This is a genomic window from Nocardia sp. NPDC050413 (assembly GCF_040655475.1).
Lineage (GTDB): Bacteria > Actinomycetota > Actinomycetes > Mycobacteriales > Mycobacteriaceae > Nocardia > Nocardia coubleae.
Genome location: NZ_JBFAJZ010000004.1, coordinates 309650 through 332447 on the forward strand (window position 1 = coordinate 309650; position 22798 = coordinate 332447).

1 protein-coding gene (only partly in view) is annotated in these 22798 nt (G+C 69.8%); it reads right to left on the reverse strand.

Annotation, left to right across the window (positions count from 1 at the left end; translation table 11 throughout):
- Window positions 1–22576, reverse strand: the 5' portion of a protein-coding gene (locus AB0I19_RS13710) for a non-ribosomal peptide synthase/polyketide synthase (RefSeq protein ID WP_357148310.1). It extends 21167 nt beyond the left edge of the window; the window shows 22576 of its 43743 coding nt (coding positions 1–22576); it begins with the start codon at window positions 22574–22576; its stop codon lies beyond the left edge, outside the window.
- Between the last annotated feature and the right edge of the window lie 222 nt (window positions 22577–22798).

Below are 22798 nucleotides of genomic sequence, written 5' to 3' on the forward strand. Positions count from 1 at the left end.
CCGCGTAACCGGACAGGTCGAGCAGGTCGATGCGGACCTGCGCGGTGTCGATCTCCAGATCGGTACCCGAGGTGAGCACACACACCGGATCCGCCGTCGCCAGAATGTATTCCGTGCGCTCGGCCGGATGATCGGGGTCCAGCGGCACGTAGGCGCCACCGGCCACGCTCACCGCGTACATGCCGACCACCAGGTCGAGCGAGCGGCGCATGCCGAGGGCCACATAGGTTTCCGGGCCGACACCACGGTCCACGAGCCAACGGGCCAGGCGATACACCTGTGCCGCGAACTCGGCGTAGGACAGACTCGTCCCCTCGAAGGTGAGGGCGGTGGCCTGCGGGGTACGGGCCAGCTGCGCCTCGAACATCGAGACGAGGGTGGCGCGCTGATCCACCTCGTGCGCGGTGGCGTTCCACTCGCGCACGACGAGTGCGCGTTCGGCGGCGTCGAGCAGTTCGATATCGCCCACGGCCACCGTCGGTTCGGCGGTGATCGCGGTGAGCACGCGGATCAGGCGCTCGGCGATGCGATGCACCGTGGCGGCGTCGAACAGGTCGCTCAGGTAACCGGCGCGGATGCGCAGCTGGGTGTCGAGCTGGCCGATCAGCGAGAGCGGGTAGTGGGTGGCGTCTGCCGCGTCCAGGCCGGTGACGGCCATGCCGTCGATGTCGGCGGCCTGGGCCTTGATGCCGTCGGCGTCGACCGGGTAGGACTCGAAGACCACCAGCGAGTCGAACAGGCCACCGATCCCGGCGGCCGACTGGATCTCGGCCAGGCCGATGTAGTGGTGGTCGAGCAGGTCGGCCTGCTCGCCCTGGGTGCGGGTGAGCACGTCGCGCACGGATTCGGCGGCGTCGAAGCGGACGCGCACCGGCACGGTGTTGATGAACAGGCCGACCATCGACTCCACGCCCGACAGCTGCGCGGGACGACCGGAGACGGTGGTGCCGAAGAGCACGTCGTCGCGACCGGTCATCCGGCCGAGCACGATGGACCACGCCACCTGCAGCACCGTGTTCGGGGTGACGCCGAGGTCGGCGGCCAGCGCGACCAGGCGGCCGGTGGTGATCTCGTCCAGATCGAACAGGTACTCGTCCGACAGGGCGGTGATCTCGCGGCTCGCGTCCGGGCGGGCGAGCAGCGTGGGCTCGGTGACCCCGCGCAGCGCGTCGGACCAGACGGCCACGGAGGCCGAATGGTCCTGCTGGCCAACCCATTCCAGGAAGTGTCGGTAGGAGCGGACGGCGGGCAGCGCGCTCGCGTCGCCGTGCAGGGCGTAGAGCGCGAGCAGGTCGCGCATCACCAGCGGCATCGACCAGCCGTCGAGCAGGATGTGGTGGTTGGCCACCACGAAACGCCATTCGTGCTCGCCCACCTGGATCAGGGTGAAGCGGATGAGCGGCGGCTCGGCCAGGTCGAAGCGGGCGTTGCGGTCGGCCTCGACGAGGTCGGCGAACTCGCCCGTTTCGGTGCGGTCGTGTTCGGCCCAGACCACGCGGGCGTTGTCGAGGACGATCTGGACGGCGTTGCCGTCGTGATCGGTGACGAACGCGGTCCGCAGGGTCTCGTGCCGGTCGAGCAGCGCCTGGGCGGCGGCGCGCAGACGGGTGGCGTCGACATGACCGGTGAGTGTGAGCACCGCCTGGGCGGTGTAGACGTCGACCGAGCTCGCGGCCAGGCGGGCGTGGAAGAACAGGCCGGCCTGCAGCGCGGCCAGCGGCCACACCTGGGTCAGCTCGGGGTAGCGGCGCTCCCAGACGTCGATATCGCGCTGGGTGGCGCGCACGAGCGCGAAGTCGGACGGCGTGTGGCCGCCCGCGTCGGCGGAATTGGCGTGCCGGGCAACGGCTTCCAGCGCGGTAACCCACAGGTCGGCGAATTCACGGACCTCGGCCTCGCCGAGCAGGGTGCTCGGGTAACCGATATTGGCGCTGAGCTTGTCGCCGACGACGATCGCGTTGACGTCCAGCGGTGCCATGGCTGGCATGTCGGCGTCATAGGCGCCGCCGAGGGAGGCCAGCTCCGCGGCCGGGATCCAGCCGAAACCGCGCAGCGCGTCGGGGACATCGCTGTCGGCGACCCGGCCGAGGTAGTTGAAGCTGATCTGGCCGGGCAGCTCGGTGGGCAGTTCGGCGGCGGTGTCGGCGTTCATGTACCGCAGCAGGCCGTACCCGATGCCCTTGTCGGGCACAGAGAGCAGCTGTTCCTTGACCGCCTTCACGGCCTGGCCGATCGCCGGACCACCGGCCAGGGCGGCGTCCAGATCGATGCCGGTCAGGTCCAGGCGCACCGGGAAGATCGCGGTGAACCAGCCGACCGTGCGGGACAGGTCGGCACCGGGCGCGATCTCTTCCTCGCGGCCGTGGCCTTCCAGACGCACCAGCAGGGCATCGTTCGAGTCGGTGACGCGACGCGAACGCCACTTGGCGGCGGCCAGCGCGAGCGCGGTGAGCAGACCGTCGTTCACGCCGCCGTGGAACAGGGCGGGCACGGTGGTGAGCAGGGCCTTGGTGACCTCGGCGGACACCTCGACCGGCAGCTTCTCGATCACACCGGAGACGTCGACGGCCGGGTTCATCGGCCGCTCGGTGAGCAGCGGGTCCGGCGTTTCGACGACCTCACGCCAGAAGTCGAGCTCGGCGAGGCGGTCGGGGTTGCGTGCCTCGTCGGCCAGGGCGTGCGCCCAGGCACGCATCGACGTGGCGGGGGCGACCAACTCCGGCTGCTGGCCCGAGGACAGCTGACCCCAGGCGGAGACGAAGTCGGGCACCAGGATTCGCCACGACACACCGTCGACGACGAGGTGGTGAGCCACCACGATCAGTCGTCCGGCCCGGCGCGCCGCCGATGCGGTGCCGGGCAGCGAGATGGTCGGGGCCACCGGCTCGGTGGGCTCCAGCCACACGAAGCGCACGACGACACCGGCGGCGGGATCGAGCCGGTCCAGGCTCGCATCGAGTGCGGCCGAAGCGATCTCGAACAGTTCGGCGTCGGAGACGTTCGGGTCGAAGGTGGTGTGGTCGATCAGGGTGTCGGCGTCCACGCTGCCCGTGGGGGCGGTGGTGACGACCCAGCGGCCGTCGACCTGGTGCAGACGCGAGCGCAGCATGTCGTGGCGGTCGACGACCGCGCCGACGGTGGCCGCGATCCCCGCCCGGTCGATGCCGACGGGCAGCTCGAGGGCCATGGTCTGGTTGAACCGGTCGAACGAACCCGACCGCTCGGCCATGAACCGCACCACCGGGGTCAACGGCATCTCACCGACGCCACCGCCGGGCAGCTCCGCCAGGGTCACGGCGGAAGCCGCTGCCACATCGGCGGTTTCGGCGACCGAGGCCAGACCGGCGACGGTGCGCTGCTCGAACACGTGGCGCGGGGTGAACAGCACGCCGCGGGCCTTGGCCCGGGAGACGAGCTGGATGGAGACGATCGAGTCGCCGCCCAGGGCGAAGAACGAGTCGTCCACACCGACGCGCTCCACGCCGAGGACCTCGGCGAACACCTCGGCGATGGTCTGCTCGATCGGGGTGCGCGCGGCCCGGAAGGAGACCTCGGTGGCGAACACCGGCTCCGGCAGGGCCTTGCGGTCGAGCTTGCCGACCGGGGTGAGCGGCACCCGGTCGATCACCATGATCGACGACGGAACCATGTAGGCGGGCAGGCGTTCCTCGACGTGCGCGGTGAGCGCGGCCACGTCGATCGAACGGCCCGGCGCGGCAACGACATACGACACCAGCGAGACGGCGCCCGCGGTGCTCTTGTGGCCGAGAGTGACGGCGAAGTCGACCGTGTCGTGCGAGGCGAGGGCGGAGTCGATCTCGCCCAGTTCGATGCGGAAACCGCGGATCTTCACCTGGAAGTCGGAGCGGCCGACGTACTCGACGGTACGTTCCGGCGTCCAGCGCACGACGTCGCCGGTGCGGTACATCCGCTCCCCCGGGACGAACGGGTCGGCGACGAACCGGTCGGCGGTCAGGCCGGGGCGGGCGTGGTAGCCGCGCGCCAGCTGGATGCCCGACAGGTACAGCTCACCCGCGACACCCACCGGAACGGGCTGGAGCTGGGCGTCCAGGATCAGCGAGCGCATGCCGCGCGTGGGGCCACCGATGGTGACCAGTTCACCCGGCACCAGCGCATCGCTGATGTTCGTCATGATCGTGGTCTCGGTCGGACCGTAACCGTTGTGGAAGGCACGAGTCGTGCCGTCCGCCAACGGAACCGCCCACTTCGACACCAGATCGGCGGGCACCGCTTCACCACCGGCGACCAGCACCCGCAGCGAATCCAGGCCGCTCGGGTCGAAGGTCGCCAGGGCGGCGGGGGTGATGAAGGCATGGGTGACCCGCTCGGCGCGGATCAACTCGGACAGTTCGTCACCGCCGTACACACCCGGCGGGACGACCACCAGCGCACCACCGCGCGCCAGGGCGAGCAGCAGTTCCAGGATCGACGCGTCGAACGAGGGCGAGGCGAAATGCAGTGCGCGCGTGGACGAGTCGAGGTGGTAGCGCTGTGCCTGCTCCTCGCCGAAGTTGGCGAGGCCGGCGTGGGTGACCACGACGCCCTTGGGCACACCGGTGGAACCGGAGGTGTAGATGACGTAGGCGGGCTGCTCGGGGGTGGTTGCCCGGACCAGCTCGTCGTCGGCGATCGCCGACCCGTCGTAGGACGCCAGATCGAGGTCCTCGAGCACCAGCCAGCGCGCGGATTCGGGCAGCCCGTCACGCACGGAGGCGACGGTGAGGCCGAACGGCGAACCGGAGTCGGTGACCATGTGCGCGATGCGGTCGGCCGGGTAGGTCGGGTCGACAGGGACGAACGCGGCACCGGTCTTGGCGACGGCCCAGGCGGCGAACACCGAGTCGGCCGAACGCGGAACGGCGACGGCGACGAGATCTTCGGCGCCGATGCCTTCGGCGATGAGCAAGCGCGCCAAGCGGTTCGAGCGCTCGTCGAGCTCGGCGTAGGACAGAGTTGTCCCCTGGAACACGACGGCATCGCCGGTCGGGTTCGCCGCGGCGGCGTCGGCGAGCAGGCTGCGCAGGGTGCGGGCGGGCACCGGCGGAGCGCCGACGCGGAACACCAGGTCGGCCCGTTCGGGGGCGTCGAGCACGTCGATCGCGCCGATGGTCACCGAGGCGTCGGCGGCCACAGCCTCGAGCACGCGTTCCCAGCGGGTCGCGATGGTGTCGACCGTCGCCTCGTCGAACAGTTCGGTGGCGTAGTTCAGTGACAGCGCCATCCCGCCGTGGCCGGGTTCACCCAGCTCGGACAGGGTGAACTGGAGGTCGAAGCGGGCGACGCTCTCGTCGAGATCGAGCGCCGACACGGCGAGACCGGGCAGTTCCAGGGTGGTGCGGTCCAGGTTCTGGAAGGCCAGCATCACCTGGAACAGCGGGTTGCGGGCCTGCGACCGCTCGGGTGCGAGCAGTTCGACCAGGCGCTCGAACGGCACGTCGGCATTGCCGTAGGCGTCGAGGTCGGTCTTGCGGGCCTGCTCGAGCAGGTCGGTGAACGACTCACCGGGGCGCACACCGGTGCGCAGCACCAGGGTGTTGACGAACATGCCGACGAGGTCGTCGAGGGCCTGCTCGCCACGGCCGGCGATGGGGGTGCCGATGGCGATGTCGTCGGAACCGGACAGCCTGGCCAGCAGCACCGCGAGCGCGGTGTGCATGACCATGAACAGCGAGGCACCCTGACGGCGGGCCACCTCGTCGAGGCGGGCGATCAGCTCGGGCGAGAGCTCGCGATGCACCGAAGCGCCGCGCAGCGAGGCGACGGCCGGGCGCGGGCGGTCGAAGGGCAGGGTCAGTTCGTCGGGGACTCCGGCGAGCTGACGCTGCCAGTAGGCCACCTGACGCGCCATCAGCGAGTCGCTGTCGTCCTCGGTGCCGAGGACGGCGCGCTGCCAGACGGCGAAGTCGGCGTACTGCACCGGCAGCGGCGCCCAGCCGGGCGCGGTGCCCTGGGCACGAGCCGTGTAGGCCAGCATCACGTCGCGAGTCAGCGGCGCGATGGAGAAACCGTCGGCGGCGATGTGGTGGACCACCACGACAAGCACGTGCTCGTGCTCGTCGACGCGGAACAACCGGGCGCGCAACGGAACTTCTTCCGCCACATCGAATCCGGTGGAGACGAACTCGGTGACGGTCTCGAAGAGCTGGTCGGCGGCGACGGTGACCGGGCGCAGATCCAGCGAAACACGTTCGGCAGCAACGACTTGCTGCACCGGAGTGCCGCCGTGCTCGGGGTAGCGGGTGCGCAGCGATTCGTGCCTGCGCACGAGGTCGGCCAGCGCCAGCGACAGTGCCTCGACGTCGAGGTCGCCGGTGAGGCGGATCGCGACCGGCAGGTTGTAGGCCGAGGAGGTGGTGTCGTACTTGTTGAGGAACCACATCCGCTGCTGGGCGAACGACAGCGGGATCAGTTCGCCGTCGGTGCGTTCGCGGGCCACGAGCGCCGCGCGGGCGGTGCCGCCGGTGTGCGATTCCACCCGGGCCGCGAGGGCTTCCACGGTCGACGCCTCGAACAGGGCGCGCACGGGCACCGTCGCACCGAGCGCGGCGCCGATGCGGGCGACGACGCGGGTGGCGATCAGCGAGTTGCCGCCGAGGTCGAAGAAGTCGTCGTCGACGCCGACCCGGTCCAGGCCGAGCACGTCGGCGAACACTGCGGCCACGGTTTCCTGCACCGGGGTGACCGGGGCACGGAAGGCCCGCGCCTGCACCGCCGGGGCGGGCAGGGCACGGCGGTCGAGCTTGCCGTTGACGGTGAGCGGGATCCACTCGAGCCGCACGAGCGCGGCCGGAACCATATAGGCGGGCAGCTGCTCGGCGGCGCCGGTGCGCACGGCGTCGAGATCGGGCTCGATGTCGGCGTCGGCGACCACGTAGGCGACGATGCGCTGGTCACCAGGGGTGTCCTCACGCACGATGACCGCCGCCTGGGCGATGCCGGGCTGGGCGAGCACGGCGGCTTCGATCTCACCGAGTTCGATGCGGAAACCACGCACCTTCACCTGGTCGTCGGCGCGGCCGAGGTATTCCAGTTCGCCGAAACGGTTCCAGCGCGCGAGGTCGCCGGAACGGTACAGCCGCGAACCTGCTTGGTTCGGGCCCGCGAGGGGGTTGGCGACGAAGCGGGTGGCCGTCAGGTCGGGTCGGCCCAGGTAGCCGCGCGCCAATTGCGGTCCCGCGACATACATCTCACCCGCGACACCCACCGGGACAGGCCGCAGACGCGAGTCGAGCACGAACACGCTCAGGCCCGCGATGGCTCGGCCGACGACCGAACCGGCCGCCGCCGCGATGGTCTTCGCGTCCAGCGCGCGGAACGACACGTGCACCGTGGTCTCGGTGATGCCGTACATGTTCACCAGCGTCGGCGACGAATCACCGTGGCGAGCAACCCAATCCGACAGACGGCGCAGCTCGAGCGCCTCACCGCCGAACACGACGTAGCGCAGGGCGAGCGGATCGAGACCTGGTCCGGCGTTCCGGTCGGCCTCGGCCAGCTGGTAGAACGCCGACGGCGTCTGGTTGAGCACCGTCACCTGCTCCACCCGCAGCAGTTCCAGGAACTGCTCGGGCGAACGCGAGGTGTAGTAGTCCACGACGATCAGCGAGCCGCCGAACAGCAGCGGGCCCCACAGCTCCCAGACGGAGAAGTCGAAGGCGTAGGAGTGGAACAGCGTCCACACGTCGCGCGGGCCGAAACCGAAATCACGATCGGTATTGGCGAACAGCCGCACCACATTCCGGTGCGCCACGGCGACGCCCTTGGGGCGGCCGGTCGAGCCGGAGGTGTAGATGACGTAGGCGACATTGTCCGGCGACAGCGGCGCGAGGCGATCGGCATCGGTGATGGGCGCGTCGTCGGCGTCCTCCACATTGCCGGTCTCCACGGCGAACCCGTCGAGGACCACCGAGGGCAGATGCGCGGGCACCGTCACCTGGACGGTGGAGTCGAGCACGACGCTGGTCGGGCGCGAATCCTCGAGCACGTAGGCGATGCGCTCGGCCGGGTAGGTCGGGTCGACCGGCACGTAACCGGCACCGGTCTTCACCACCGCGAGCAGGGCGACGACCAGATCCAGCGAACGCGGCAGGATCACCGCGACCAGCGACTCCGGACCCGCGCCGTCGTCGATCAGCCTGCGCGCCAACACATTCGCGCGCCGGTCGAGCTCGGCGTAGGTGAGCGATTCGACGCCGAACTTGGCGGCGATCCGGTCCGGGTAGGCGGCAGCGGCCGCGTCGAACAGGTCGACGAGGGTGGTGTGCCGGTTGCCGAACAGCCCGCGCCGGTAGCCGGCGGGGGTGCTGGCATCGTGCACCACGGGCAGGGCGATGGCGTCGGCGCCCGAGGAGACCCAGCGCTGGGCGACATCGCGCTGTTCGGCCTCACCGAGCAGGTCGATGTCGCCGACGATCACGTCCGGGTTCTCGGCCACCGTGCGCAGGATTCGGACCAGGCGGTCGCCGAAGGCGGCGACGGTCTCGGCGTCGAACAGATCGGTGGCGTAGTTCCAGGACATGGCGAGCGAGCCGTCGGCGGCTTCACCCACGGTGAGCTGCACGTCGAACTTCGCTGTGCCCGGGTCGAAGTCGACCACGTCGAGGTCGAGACCCGGCAGCGCCACGGTGCCGGTGTCGGCGGCGGTGGCCGCCTCGAAGGTGAGCGCCACCTGGAACAGCGGGTGGTGCGCCTGCGAGCGGGTGGGGCTGAGCACCTCGACGAGCCGTTCGAACGGCACGTCGGCGTTGGCGAAGGCCGACAGGTCGACCTTGCGGACCTGCTCGAGCAGGTCGCCGAAGCGCCCGCCGAGGTCGACCTCGCTGCGCAGCACCAGGGTGTTGACGAACATGCCGACCAGGTCGTCGAGCGAACGCTCGCCACGACCGGCGATCGGGGTGCCGATGGCGATGTCGGTGCTGTTGGACAGTCTCGCGGCCCAGGTGGCCAGGGCCGCGTGCATCACCATGAACAGGGTGACGCCACGGGCGCGGGCGATCTCGGTGAGCGCGCGATGCAGCTCGGCGTCGATCGAGAAGCGGTACAGGTCACCGGCATTGGTCGCGATCTCGGGACGCGGCCGGTCGGCGGGCAGTTCGATCTGGTCGGGCAGGTCGCGCAGCTGCTCGGTCCAGTAGGCGAGCTGACCGGCGGCGACCGAATCGGGATCGGACTCCTCGCCGAGCACCTCACGCTGCCACAGCGTGTAGTCGGCGTACTGCACCTCGAGGGGCGCCCAGGCAGGCACCTCACCGCGGGCGCGTTCGGTGTAGGCGACCACCACGTCACGCAGCAGCGGACGCAGCGAGAAACCGTCACCGCTGATGTGGTGCATCACCAGGACGGCGACATGCGTGCGCTCATCGATGCGCAGCAGGCTCGCGCGGAACGGCACCTCACGGGTGACATCGAACTGGACGCTCGCCAGCTCGACCACGCGGGCGACGACATCCTCGGCGGCGACCGGCTGAGCGGGCAGCGCGAAACGGACCTCGTCGACGGGCAGGATCTGCTGGTAGCCCGCACCCTCGATCTCGGGGTAGAAGGTGCGCAGCGACTCGTGCCTGGCCATCACGTCGGCGATGGCGGATTCCAGTGCGGCCGTGTCGAGTTCGCCGGTGAGCCGGACGGCGATCGGAATGTTGTTGACGGCGGTGCGGTTGTCGAAGCGGTTGAGGAACCACATCCGCTGCTGGGCCTGCGACAGCGGGACCAGCTCGGGACGCGGACGCGGGGCAAGCGGCACACGGGCGCCACGGCCGGACGCGGTCTCCACACGGGCCGCGAGCGCGGCGACGGTCGGCGCCTCGAACAGCGCGCGCAGCGGCACCTGGGCGTCGAGGGCCTCCGACAGGCGCGCGGCGACCCGGGTGGCCACCAGCGAGTTGCCGCCGAGTTCGAAGAAGTCGTCGTCGAGGCCGACCTGGCCCGCGCCGAGCACCTCGGCGAAGGTGGCGGCGACGATCTGCTGCACCGGGGTGACCGGAGCCTGGAACACCCGCGCGGCGAACACCGGGGCGGGCAGCGCCTTGCGGTCGAGCTTGCCGGAAGCGTTGAGCGGGAAGGCGCTCAGCACCATGAACGCGGCGGGCACCATGTACACCGGCAGTTCGGCCGACAGGGCGGCCTTCGTCGCGTCGGTGTCGACACTCTGCCCGGTCTCCGGGATCACGTACGCGACCAGCTGGTCGCCGGTGTGCTCGTCGGCGCGCACCACAACGACCGCCTGCGCGATCTGCGGCAGCGCGGTGAGCGCGGACTCGATCTCACCGAGTTCGATACGCAGACCACGCAGTTTCACCTGGAAGTCGGTGCGGCCCAGGTATTCCAGCTCGCCGTCGGGGGTCCAGGTGACGAGGTCGCCGGTGCGGTACATGCGCTCGCCGGGGGCGAACGGGTCGGCGACGAAGCGGTCCATCGTGAGGTCGGGGCGACCGACGTAGCCGTGGGCCAGCTGCACGCCCGCCAGATACAACTCACCCGCGACACCGACCGGAACGGGTCGCAGCCGCGAATCCAGCACGTACAGCCGGGTGTTGAACACCGGCGCGCCGATCGGCACGGTATCGGTGTCGGCCTCGGTGACCTCGTGGAAGGTCACGTCGACCGCGGCCTCGGTCGGTCCGTACAGGTTGTGCAGCGCGGCACCGGTGAGTTCGCGCAGGCGCTGGGCGGTCGGCGCGGGCAGCGCCTCACCGGAGGCGAACACATTGCGCAGCGAAACACAGTCGGCGGCAAGCGGTTCGGTGACGAACACGGCCATCATCGACGGCACGAAGTGCACCGTGGTGACCTGCTCGGCCACGATCAACCGGGCCAGGTAGGCCGGGTCGCGATGCCCGTCGGGCTTGGCGACCACCAGGCGCGCACCGACCTGCAGCGGCCAGAAGAACTCCCACACCGACACGTCGAAGGTGGCGGGCGTCTTCTGCAGCACCACGTCGTCGGCGGCCAGACCGTAGGCGGCGTGCATCCACACCAGGCGGTTGACGATGGCCGCGTGGCTGACCGCGACGCCCTTGGGGCGACCGGTCGAACCGGAGGTGAAGATGACGTAGGCGGTGTTGCCGGAGCGCAGCGGGCGATGCCGGTCGGCGTCGGTGACCGGCTCGGCCGAGTGGCCGGACAGGTCGAGCTGATCGATGCGCACCTCGCGACCGGCGGCCGCGGGCAGGCTCTCCCCGGAGGTGAGCACGCACACCGGCTGCGCGGTGTCGAGGATGTGCTCGATGCGCTCGGCCGGGTGATCGGGATCCAGCGGCACGTACGCGCCACCGGCGGCCGACACCGCGTACATGCCGACCAGCAGGTCGATCGAGCGCCGCATGCCGAGGGCCACATACGATTCCGGGCCGACACCGGCGTCCTTGAGCCAGCGGGCGAGCTTGCGCACGCGGACCGCGAACTCGGCGTAGGACAGACTCGTCCCCTCGAACGTGAGAGCCGTCGCGTCGGGCGTGCGCGCGACCTGCGCCTCGAACAGCGCGTTGAGGGTGGCCGGGTCGTCGTCGCTCGGGGTGCTCAGTGCCGCGTCGACCGCGAACTCGGTGTCGTTCCACCGATCGAGCACCAGCGCGCGCTCGGCATTGTCGAGCAGTTCGATGTCGCCGACGGGGGCGGTCGGATCGGCCACGATCGCACCGAGCACACGCAGCAGGCGGGCGCCGAAGGTGGCGGCGAACGCGGCGTCGAACAGGTCGGTGGCGTAGACGAGTTCGGCGTCGAGGTGACTGTCGTCGTCGGCCGGGACCTCGCTCAGCGCGAGCTGCAGGTCGAACTTGGCGGTGTGCTGGTCGATGCCCAGCTCCGACACGGTCAGACCGGGCAGCTCCAGAGTGGTGCGGCCCAGGTTCTGGAACGACAGCATCACCTGGAACAGCGGGTGCCGCGACTGCGAACGGGCCGGGTTGAGCACCTCGACGAGGCGCTCGAACGGCACGTCGGCGTGGGCGAAGGCGGCCAGATCGTTTTCGCGCACCTGGCCGAGCAGCTCGGTGAAGGTGACGCCGGGGTCCACCTCGGCGCGCAGCACCAGGGTGTTGACGAACATGCCGACCAGGTCGTCGAGTGCCTGCTGGCCACGACCGGCGACCGGGGTGCCGATGGCGATGTCGGAGGTGCCCGACAGTCGCGCGAGCAGCACGGCGAAGGCGCTGTGCACGACCATGAACAGGGTGGTGCTGTGCTCGTGAGCGACGCGGTTGAGGGCGTCGACGAGTTCGCCCGGCACCTCGAAGCGGTGCGTGCCCGCCTGGTAGCTGGCCTGCGCGGGCCGCGACTTGTGGCCCAGGCGCAGCTCGTCGGGCAGGTCGGCCAGCGCGGTGCGCCAGTGGTCGAGCTGCTCGGAGATCAGCGAGGTGGGGTCGTTCTCGTCGCCGAGGACCTCGCGCTGCCACAGCGCGTAGTCCACGTACTGCACGGCGAGCGGCGGCCAGCCGGGCTCGGCGTTGGCGGTGCGGGCGACGTAGGCGGTCATCAGGTCGCGCACCAGCGGGCGCAGCGAGAAACCGTCGGAGGCGATGTGGTGGACCACCATCACCAGCACGTGCTCGCGTTCGCTCAGCTCGTAGACCCGAAGGCGCACCGGCGGATTCGCGGTGACGTCGAAACCGCGGCGGGCGAACTCGTAGAGCGAGGTCGCCATGTCGGTCTCGTCGGCCTCGACCAGTTCCACGTCCGGAATGGCGGCCGCGGCGGCGAGCACCTTCTGGTAGGCGGTGCCGTCGTGGGACGGGAAGACCGTACGCAGCGACTCGTGGCGGGCGATCACGTCGGCGACGGCCCCGCGCAGCGCGGGGAAGTCGAGCAGGCCCTGCAGGCGCACCGCGACCGGGATGTTGTAGGTGCCGGTGTCCTCGGCGTCGAAGCGGTTGAGGAACCACATGCGCTGCTGTGCCAGCGACAGCGGCGGGTACTCCGGACGCGGGCGCGCGGTGAGTTCGGCGCGCAGACCGCTGCCCGCGTGCGATTCCACCCGCGCGGCGAGCGCGCCGACGGTCGGCGCCTCGAACAGGGTGCGCACGCCGACCTCGGCGTCGAGCGCCTTGCTCAGGCGGGCCGCCACCTGGGTGGCGACCAGCGAGTTGCCGCCGAGGGCGAAGAAGTCGTCGTCCACGCCCACGCGCTCGGCGCCGAGCAGGTCGGCGAAGATCTCGGCGACGATCTCCTCGATCGGCGTCGAGGGCGCACGGAACACCTTGGCCTCGAACACCGGCGCGGGCAGCGCCTTGCGATCGAGCTTGCCGGAGGCATTGAGCGGGAACGCCTCGAGCACGACGAGCGCCGAGGGCACCATGTAGGCGGGCAGCTCGGCGGCGAGCCCGGCCTTGACGGCGGCCACATCGAGAGCCGAGCCGTGCTCGGGCACCACGTACCCCACGAGCTGATCGCCGGCGTGCGCGTCGGCACGGACGACGACGACCGACTGCGCGACACCGGGCTGGGCAAGCAGCGTCGCCTCGATCTCGCCGAGCTCGATGCGCAGGCCGCGCAGCTTCACCTGGAAGTCGGTGCGGCCCAGGTAGTTCAGTTCACCGTCGCGGGTCCAGGTGACCAGGTCGCCGGTGCGGTACATGCGCGAACCGGCGGGACCGTAGGGGTTGGCGACGAAGCGGTCGGCGGTGAGGTCGGCCCGGTTGAGGTAGCCGACGGCGAGCTGATCGCCCGCCAGGTACAGCTCACCCGCGACACCGGAGGCCACAGGGTGCAGGCGCGAATCCAGCACGAACACCTTGGTGTTCCACACCGGACGGCCGATCGGCACCGACTCCACATCGGCGTCGACGACCTCGTGATAGGTCACGTCGACGGCGGCCTCGGTGGGGCCGTACAGGTTGTGCAGGCGGGCACCGGTCAGCTCACGCAGGCGCTGCGCGGTCGGCGCGGGCAGCGCCTCACCGGAGGCGAAAACCTGGCGCATGCGCACCGCGTCGCCGTTGCCGTTGTTGCCGAGGGTCGACACGAACACCGACAGCATCGACGGCACGAAATGCGCTGTGGTGATGGACTGTTCGGCGATGATCTGCGCCAGGTACACCGGGTCGCGGTGACCGTCGGGCTTGGCGACCACCAGGCGCGCACCGGTCTGCAGCGGCCAGAAGAACTCCCACACCGACACGTCGAAGGTGGCGGGGGTCTTCTGCAGCACCGCGTCGGTGGCGTCGATCGGGTACTCGTGCTGCATCCACAGCAGCCGGTTCACGATCGCGGCGTGGTCGACGGCGACACCCTTGGGGCGGCCCGTCGAACCGGAGGTGAAGATGACGTAGGCGGTGTTGCTGTCACGCAGCGGACGCACCCGCTCGGCGTCGGTGATCGGGGCACCGCTGAAATCGGCGGGCGCCTCGATGTTCTCGACGGCGTGCACGGTGACGCCCTCGGCCTCGAAACCGTCGCGACGGCTGGTGAGCACCAGCTGCGGCTCCGCGGTCTCGATGATGTGGCCGATGCGGTCGGCGGGCTGATCGGGGTCGAGCGGCACGTAGGCCGCACCCGTCTGCAGCACCGCGTACATGGCGACGACGAGTTCGGTGGAACGCCGGATGGCAAGGGCCACATGCGAACCCGGGCCCACACCGTCGGCGATCAACCTGCGGGCGATGCGGTTGGCGCGCTCCTGCAGCTCACGGTAGGTCAGCTGTTCGGCTTCGAAGACCAGCGCGACCGCGTCGGGGGTGCGCTCCACCTGGGCGTCGAACAGCGAGACCAGGGTGGCGTGCGGCACCGCGTGCGCGGTGTCGTTCCAGTCGACCAGGACCTGCGCGTGCTCCTCGGGCGCGAGCAGGTCGATGTCGCCGACCGGCACCTCGGGGTCGGCGACGATCGCGGCGAAGATGTTGTCGAGGCGGCGGGCGAACGCGGCGACCGTCGATTCCTCGAAAAGGTCGAGCGCGTAGGAGAACTCGGCCGACATGCCGCCGACCTCGCCGTCGGTGTCCTGCACCTCGGTCAGCGTCAGCTGCAGGTCGAACTTGGCCAGCTGGGCGTCGTAGTCGATACCGCTCACCGAAAGGCCGGGCAGCTGCAGCGAGGCCTGTTTGGTGTTCTGGAACGACAGCATCACCTGGAACAGCGGGTGCCGCGCCTGCGAACGGGCCGGGTTGAGCACCTCGACGAGCCGCTCGAACGGCACGTCGGCGTGGGCGAAGGCCTGCAGGTCGGTCTCGCGGGCCTGGTCGAGCAGGGTCGCGAAGGCGGTGGCGCCGTCCACCTCGGTGCGCAGCACCAGGGTGTTGACGAACATGCCGACGAGATCGTCGAGCGCCTGGTCACCACGACCGGCCACCGGGGTGCCGATGGCGATGTCGGACGATCCGCTCGAGCGCGCGAGCAGCACCGCGAGGGCGCTGTGCATCACCATGAACAGCGAGGCGTTGTAGCGGCGGCCCAATTCCATCAGGGCACGCTGGGTTTCGCCCGCGATCACGAAGCTGTAGGTGCCGCCGCGGTAGCTGGCGGCGGGCGGACGCGGGTGATCGGCCGGGAGCACCAGCTCGTCGGGCAGATCGGCGAGTTCGCGCTTCCAGTAGTTGATCTCGGAGGAGATCAACGAGGTCGGGTCGTCCTCGGAGCCGAGCACCTCGCGCTGCCACAGCGCGTAATCGGCGTACTGGACCGGCAATTCGGCCCAGGTCGGCGCCTCCCAGGAGGTGCGCGCGGCGTAGGCCATGATGACGTCGCGCGAGAGCGGCGCCATCGACCAGCCGTCGGCGGAGATGTGGTGCACCACCATGCCGAGCACGTATTCGGAGTCCGAGATCTCGAAAAGCCGTGCGTGCAGCGGAACTTCGCTGGTCACGTCGAAGGCCATCGAGGCCAGGTCGATCAGGTGATCGATGAGGTTTTCCTCGGTGACCCGGTACGGGGTGAGGTCGGGCACGATCTGGGCGGCGTCGAGCACCACCTGCACCGGGCCGTTGCCGGAGTCGGGGAACACGGTGCGCAGCGACTCGTGCCGGTCGATGACATCGATGACGGCCACCTGCAGCGCCGCCACGTCGAGGTCACCGGACAGGCGGATGGCCACCGGGATGTTGTTGACCGCCGAGGCGGTGTCGAAGCGGTTGAGGAACCACATGCGCTGCTGAGCCAGCGACAACGGCACCTGCTCGGGCCGCTCGCGCGCCACCAGGGCCTTGTGGGCGCCGTCGCCCGCCTGCGATTCCACGCGCGCGGCCAGGGCGGCCACGGTGGACGCCTCGAACAGCATCCGCACCGGAACGCGGGTATCGAGGGCGATGCCGACGCGCGAGACCACCTGGGTGGCGATCAGCGAGTTGCCGCCGAGTTCGAAGAAGTCGTCGTCGACGCCGATGCGCGGCAGATCGAGCACGTCGGCGAAGACCTGCGCGATGATCTGCTCGATCGGCGTTGTGGGAGCACGGAATTCGCGCACCTCGAACACCGGGGCGGGCAGGGCACGGCGGTCCAGCTTGCCGTTGACGGTGAGCGGGATGGCGTCGAGCTGCACGAACGCCGAGGGCACCATGTAGGCCGGGAGCTGGTCGGCGGCGAACCGGCGGACCTCGTCGAGGTCGAGCTTGTGCGATTCGGCGACGACGTAGGCGACGATGCGCTGGCCGCCGGGCTGGTCCTCGCGCACGATGACCGCGGCCTGCGCGATCTCCGGGTGCGACAGCACAGCGGCTTCGATCTCACCGAGCTCGATGCGGAAGCCACGCACCTTCACCTGGTCGTCGGCGCGGCCGAGGTATTCGAGCTCGCCGAAACGGTTCCAGCGCGCGAGGTCGCCGGAACGGTAGAGGCGTTCGCCGTCGCCCATCGGGCTCGCGACGAAGCGGGTGGCGGTCAGGTCCGGGCGACCGAGGTAGCCGCGCGCCAACTGCGGTCCCGCGACATACATCTCACCCGCGACACCCACCGGCACCGGGCGCAGACGCGAGTCGAGCACATACACGCTCAGACCGGCGATGGCGCGACCGACGATGGAACCCGAAGCGGCGGCGATGGTTTCGGCATCGAGCGCGCGGTACGACACGTGCACCGTGGTCTCGGTGATGCCGTACATGTTCACCAGCGTCGGCGACGAATCACCGTGGCGGGCGACCCAATCCGACAGACGACGCAGCTCGAGCGCCTCACCGCCGAACACCACGTAGCGCAGGCTCAGCGGCTCGACGCCGGGACCGGCATTGCGGTCGGCCTCGGCCAGCTGATAGAAGGCCGACGGGGTCTGGTTGAGCACCGTCACACGCTCGGTGCGCAGCAGATCCAGGAACTGCTCCGGGGAGCGCGAGGTGAAGTAGTCGACGACCACCACGGTGCCGCCGAAGAGTAGCGGACCCCACAGCTCCCAGACGGAGAAGTCGAAGGCGTAGGAGTGGAACAGCGTCCACACATCGTCGGGGCCGAAACCGAAATCACGATCGGTGTTCGCGAACAGTCGCACCACATTCCGGTGCGCGACGGCGACGCCCTTGGGGCGACCGGTCGAGCCGGAGGTGTAGATGACGTAGGCGACATTGTCGGGCGACAGCGGTGCGCGGCGGTCGGCGTCGGTGATCGGTGCGCCGTCGGCGTCGTCGAGTTCACCGAGCACCAGTACGGGCAGGTCGTCGGACAGCTCGACCTCGGAGTCGGCGTCGATGACAACGCTCGTCGGACGCGAGTCCTCGAGCACGTAGGCGATGCGCTCGGCCGGGTAGGTCGGGTCGACCGGTACATAACCGGCGCCGGTCTTCACGACCGCCAGTAGCGCGACGACCAGATCAAGCGAACGCGGCAGGATCACCGCGACCAACGACTCCGGGCCCGCGCCGTCGGCGATCAGCTTGCGCGCCAACGCGTTCGCGCGCTGGTCCAGTTCGGCGTAGGTGAGCGACTCGTTGCCATAGCGGGCCGCGACATTGTCCGGATGCGCCGCGACGGCGGATTCGAACAGGTCGACCAGGGTGATCTCCCGGTCGGCGAACCGACCGGTGCCGCCGTCGGGGGCGAAACTGACCCACTCGCGCGACACATCGAGGCGTTCCTGCTCGCCGAGCAGATCGATGTCACCGACGGCCACCGACGGGTCGACGGTGATCGCGCGCAGGATCGACAGCAGCCGGTCGATGAACGACTGCACGGTCTCGGCGTCGAACAGGTCGGTCGCGAACTGCGCGACGGCCGCGAGGCCCTGCGGGGCACCACCGCTGCTGTGCTGTTCGGTGATGGTCCACTGCAGGTCGAACTTGGCGATCGCGACCTCGAGCTCGTCGGCGCTGACCGTGAGACCGGGCAGCTCCAGCTCGCCGTGCGCCATCTCCTGGAACGACAGCATCACCTGGAACAGCGGGTGGCGTGCCTGGGAGCGGGTCGGGTTGAGCACGTCGACGAGACGCTCGAACGGCACGTCGGCATTGCCGAACGAGGCCAGGTCGGTGTCGCGGGTGCGGGCCAGGAAATCGGCGAACGACAGGCCGGGATCCACGTCGGAACGCAACACCAGGGTGTTGACGAACATGCCGATCAGGTCGTCGAGCGCCTGCTCACCACGACCGGCGATGGGCGTGCCGACCGCGATGTCGCGGGTGTTGGACAGCCGCGACAGCAGCACCGCGAGCGCGGCGTGCAGCACCATGAACAGCGTGACACCCTTGGCACGGGCCAGTGCGATCAGGTCCGCGTGCAGCTCGGGGTCGATATCGAAGGCCAGCTGCGCGCCACGGAAACTCTGCTGCTGCGGGCGGATCCGGTCGGCGGGCAGGTCGAGCTGGTCGGGCAGGCCGTCCAGCGCCCGGCGCCAGTAGTCGATCTGGCGGGCCGCGATGGACTCCGGATCGGACTCCGAGCCGAGCAGCTCACGCTGCCACAGCGTGTAGTCGCGGTACTGCACCGGCAGCGGTTCCCACGCCGGGGCCAGTCCCGCCGCGCGGGCGAGGTAGGCGGTGGCGACATCGCGGGCTAGCGGGCCGAAGGAGAAACCGTCGGCGGCGATGTGATGAACGACGAAGGCGACCGCGTATTCCGGTGTGCCATTGGTGGTTCCGCCGGTGACCCGGTAGATCCGCACCCGGATCGGCAGTTCGAGGGTGACGTCGAAACCCCTCGAAGCGAAGTCGACCAGCTCGGCGGGCAGCTCGGCCTGATCGATCGAGGACACGGTGATGCCGAGGTCGAACTCGTCGGCACCGAGTACCCGCTGGAAGCCGCCGTCGGCATCGGGGAAGATCGTGCGCAGCGACTCCTGGCGCACCACGACGTCATTGAGCGCCGCGATGAGCGCGTCGACCTCGACACGGCCCTTCATCTGCACCACGAAGGGCAGGTTGTAGGTGGGCGCGGCAGGGTCGAACTGGTTGATGAACCACATCCGCTGCTGAGCAAGCGACAGCGGCACCCGATCCGGATGCTCCTGGGCGACCAGCGGCGGGCGAGACGAGATCTCGGCGGGCGCAACGGCTTCCGCCCGCGCGGCCAGACCGGCGACGGTCGGGGTCTCGAACAGGGCGCGCACGCCGAGCTGGATGCCGAACGCGGCGCCGATACGGGCCACGACCTGGGTGGCGACCAGCGAGTTGCCGCCGAGTTCGAAGAAGTTGTCGTCGGCGCCGACCCGTTCCTGGCTCAGCACATCGGCGAAGATGCCCGCGACGATCTGCTCGGCGGCGGTACGCGGAGCACGGAAATCGCCTGCGGCGGCGGTGAACACCGGCTCGGGCAGGGCTTTGCGGTCGAGCTTGCCGCTGGTGTTGAGCGGGAACGCGTCGAGCACCATGATCGACGCGGGCACCATGTAGCTCGGCAGCTTCTCGGCGACGAACCTGGTCAGGGTCGCCGGGTCGGCGGACTGACCGGGCGCGGGCACCACGTAGGCCACCAGCTGCTGACCGGTCGCGGTGTCGACCACGAGCACCGCCGCCTGGCTGACGCTCGGATGCGCGAGCAGGTCGGTCTCGATCTCGCCGAGTTCGATGCGCTGACCACGGAACTTCACCTGGAAGTCGGTGCGGCCGATGTACTCGAGGACGCCGTCGCTGTTCCAGCGCACCAGGTCACCGGTGCGGTACATGCGCTCGCCGGGGCCGCCGACCGGGTTGGCGACGAAGCGGTCCGAGGTCAGGTCGGGGCGGCCGCGGTAGCAGCGGGCCAGCTGACGACCGGCCAGATACAGCTCACCCGGTGCACCGATCGCGGCCGGACGCAGCCGCGAATCCAGCACGTAGACTTCGACATTCCATTCGGGGATACCGATCGGCACCGTGACGGTGTCGGCTTCGGTTGCCTCCCAATAGGTTACGGAGACGGCGGCCTCGGTGGGGCCGTACAGGTTGTGCAGACCGGCGCTGGAAATGGCGCGCAGACCGGCGGCGGTCTCCGGCGGCAGCGCCTCACCGATCACGAAAACCGCACGCAGCGAAGCACATTGGGCGGCGGTGGCGTGCGAGACGAAGACGGTGAGCATGGACGGCACGAAATCCGTCACGGTGACGCCGTGGCGTTCGATCATGTCCGCGACGTACAGCGGGTCGCGGTGTCCGTCAGGCGAGGCGATGACCAGCTTGGCGCCGACCATCAGCGGCAGGAAGTAGCCCCACAGCGACACGTCGAAGGTGGTCGCGGTCTTCTGCAGGTACACGTCGTCGGCGGTCAACCGGTACTCGTCGAGCATCCACAGCTCTTGGTTGACGATCGCGTGGTGGGTGACCGCGACGCCCTTGGGCCGACCGGTGGAACCCGAGGTGTAGATGACGTAGGCGGTGTTGTCCGGGCGCAGCGGGGCGAGCCGGTCGGCATCGGACACAGGTGTGGCGTCGAAACCGGTGGTGTCGAGTCGATCGATCTCCACGCGCGCGACATCGGCGGGCAGGTCGAGCTCGTCACGGCTGGTGGTGAGCACGCAGACCGGTGCCGCGGATTCGAGGATGTAGGCGGTGCGGTCGGCCGGGTGATCCGGGTCGATCGGCACGTACGCGCCACCGGCACGCAGCACGGCGTGCATGCCGATCACCAGCTCCAGCGAGCGGCGCATGCCGAGGGCGACGAGGGATTCCGGGCCGACACCGTCGGCGATCAGGAAACGCGCGAGCCGGTTCACCCGGTCGGCGAACTCGGCGTAGGTGAGCGTCTCGCCCTCGAAGTCGAGGGCGATGTTGTCGGGGGTGCGCTGGACCTGGGCGTCGAGCAGGGCGGGCAGCGTGGTCGCGGGGACCTCGTGCGCGGAATCGTTCCACTCGGTGAGCGAGCGTTCCAGTTCCTCGGCGCCGGTGACGGGCAGCGCCCACACGGGCAGTTCGGCGTCGGCGGCGAGGAAGCGGTCGAAGAACTCGAGGAAACGGGCGTGGTGGGTGCGCGCTTCCTCGGCCGAATACAGGTTCGGGTTGGTCTCGAAGTCGATGTGGGAGCGGGTGCCGCCGTGCGACTGGTAGAAGTTGACGCCCATGTCTTCGATGGACCCGGTGGACAGCACGTTGAGCGTGCCCTCCATGTCACCGAAGCGCAGCTGGTTGTCGAACAGCATGATGTTGACCCACGGGCCGAAGAACTCCGTGGAGACCATGCCGTCGCCCGCCGAATCACGGCGGATGTCCTCGTGCCGGTAGCGCTGGTGACGCAGCGCGCCCGACACCTCGGTGGTGACCGAACGCAGCAGCTGGGCGACCGTGGTGTCGTGTCCGACGCGCAGGCGCAGCGGCACGATATTGGAGGTCGCGCCACCGGAGCGGCGCATGGTCGCGGTGGTGCGGGCGGTGACCGGCAGGCTGAGGATGACGTCCTCGGTGCCGGTGATCTGGGCCAGGTAGGCGGCGAAGCCGGCGATCAGCAGCGGGGCGGCGGTGCTGTCGTGGCGGGTGATCGCGGCGGCGAGCAGGTCGTCCTGGTCCTGCGACAGCGCGGCGCTCGTGATGTCGTTGACCGGCGACGGCGGCGCCGACCGACCGGTGAGGCTGCTGCCCTCCTCCAGGCCCGCCACACGCTGGGCCCAGTGCTCCTTGTCGGACTGGAAGCGGGTGCTGTCGCGGTAGGCGATCTCGGACTCGTAGAGCGAGCGCAGATCGGCGGCCTTGTTCGGCGGGGCCGGGATGCCGGTGACCTCGGCGGTGTAGAGCTGTGCCGTGCGGTTGACGAAGTTGTTGGCGCCGAAACCGTCGAGCACGATGTGGTGGACGCGGGCGTACCAGTACCAGCGCTCGTCCTCGAGCTGCAGCGCGGCGGCCTGCACCAGGCGGTCGCGAACGATGTCGAGCGGGCGGCTGTACTCGGCGCGCATCCACTCCGCGGCGGCGGCCTCCGGGTCGGCCTCGCCACGCAGATCGACATAGATCAGCGTCGCGTCCTGGGTGGGGTCGATGGTCTGCATCGGCTCGCCGTCGATCTCGACGATGCGCAGCCAGCCCGATTCGAGGTCGGTGGCGGCACCGGCGCTCGCACGCTCGAGCGCGGCCACATCGAGGCGGCCACGCAGGTCGACGTACTGGGCGATATTGATCGGCACCAGCGGGTCGACGTGCTGCGCGTACCAGATACCCAGCTGTGCGGGCGAGAGCGGGAAGTACTCCGAAGAGCCTCCACGTCCGTCACCAGTTTCGCCGTTTCCGCCGAAATCCAGCCGGTCCAACCCAAACCTCGCTTCCGGAACACCCGTTCCAGGCGCTCCCCGACGACACCGGAACGCAGACGCCCAGCCAGAACCAGCGGTGGCGCCTGCGTCTCGGGTTCAATTCTCGAAATCAATCAGGCAAAAAATGTCCATAGGCACTATCTGTCGGCTCAGCCGATCTCGTTACATGGCCGAGACCATGCTTCGGACCGTCCGGCCGACCGCGCCGGTGTGCTCGTC